This window comes from Paenibacillus sp. GCM10023250 (genome assembly GCF_042653205.1).
Lineage (GTDB): Bacteria > Bacillota > Bacilli > Paenibacillales > Paenibacillaceae > Paenibacillus_Z.
The window spans coordinates 1-1,706 of sequence record NZ_JBHSHY010000089.1; the positions used below are offsets into that span (position 1 = coordinate 1).

General features: G+C 51.5%; 1 protein-coding gene. It reads right to left on the reverse strand.

The genetic code is table 11. From position 1 onward, the window contains the following. Positions 1-17 precede the first annotated feature (17 nt). Positions 18-1,577, reverse strand: a complete 1,560-nt coding sequence (locus ACFPB1_RS27335) for an IS1182 family transposase (protein ID WP_379229377.1) — start codon at positions 1,575-1,577, stop codon at positions 18-20. Positions 1,578-1,706: the final 129 nt, after the last annotated feature.

Below are 1,706 nucleotides of genomic sequence, written 5' to 3' on the forward strand. Positions count from 1 at the left end.
ACCCAAGATGGGCAGAGCTAACTCTGCAGCATCTTGGGTCTTTTTGAATCGACCGCTGCCATCTTCAGCAGATTGTGAGCGATCGAAAGCCACCCGACCTCCAAGCTTACTTTTGGTAAGCCTCGAAGCAGGAAACGCCGGAATCCCCGGTTGTTTTTCAGTTGTCCAAACACACTTTCCGGCTCGTGCATCCTCCGGATTGCAAGGGCATAGCCTTCCTCACTGGAGAGCCTTTCACGTATCGCTTTCTTCTGTGCCATGTACCGCAGGCTAACGCTGATTTCACGATCGCCTGCTGCTTTCGTACACTTCGCCTTCAGCGGACAGCCCTCACAACTCTCGCAGCGATAATGCCGCTTTTCCATCTCAAAGCCGCTTTCACTCTTCTCCTTGCTGGCATACCGAAATAACAGCTTTCTTCCCTCCGCACACGTCCAACTGTCGCTTTCCTCGTCGTACTGCCAGTTGTCGATCTTGCTGATATCTTGCTTCCAACGTTTGGACTTTTCTTGGTGGTACGTCCCATATTTGACCACGGCATCGACTTGCTTCTCTTCCAACCAGGTGTAGTTCTCCTCGCTTCCGTAACCTGCGTCCGCGATGACGGTTATTGGCAACCTACCGAACGTAGCATGAACATGCTCCAAATGCGGGATGAGACATCTCGTATCTGTCGGACGTTGATGCACGGTGTAGCCGAGAATGAATTGATCTTCCGTGCCGATTTGTACATTGTAACCCGGTTTGAGCTGACCGTTGCGCATATGATCTTCCTTCATTCGCATGAAGGTCGCATCGGAATCGGTCTTGCTGAAGCTGTTGCGCTTCCCGAGCATGTGCTGCTGTGCTTCGTATTTCCGAAGCCGAGGCAGGGCATCTTTTCGCAGCTGCCGCACCGCTTGTTTCAGCGGCTTGTCTTTGGGCTTCTTCTCCAGCTTGAGTTCCAGCTGCTTGACCGCTTCTTCCAGCTTCTCGCTGCTTACGCCGCCTTCTTCGCCAAGCTCCAGCAGGTCCTTGCCGGCCTGCTCCCGATCCTCCTGTTTCTCCGCTTCCTCGATGGAGGCGAAGAGCGCCTTCACGTTCTCTTCCAACTTAGCTTTGTGCTTGGCGACAGCCTTGCCCCAGACGAACGTGTAGCGATTCGCATTCGCTTCGATCTTAGTGCCGTCGAGGAAGTAGTGCTCAAGCTTGACATAATTTTGCTCGGCCAAAAATTGCAGAACCGAGGTGAAAATCTTCTCCAGTACTTCTTTCATGCGCTCGGAACGAAAGCGATTGATGGTGCGGAAATCCGGTCGCTGGCGACCTGCGATCCACATGAACGTAATATTTTCGCGAACAGATTTGGCGATTTGCCGAGAAGAGTAGATGCGCTGGGCGTAGGCGTAGATGATAACCTTGGTAAGCATTTTAGGGTGATAACTGTCTCTGCCGCCACCAGGGTAAGCATCCGCGAAAATGCTGTCGTTCAAGCGGTCCACCGCCGCATTGACGACACGAACAAGATGATGTTCGGGAATATCCTCGGACAAATCCATTGGCAGGGTCAGTTGGTCCATGGTATATTGAATGTACATAGAAACCGTTCCTTTCGTATATGGTTGGGTGGTACCTCCATTTTACAAAAGAATGGTTTCTTTGTTTTTTACAACTTTTAAAACAATGAAGGGGCTGTCCCTAGTCTTTACGACTTTTGGGACAGCCCC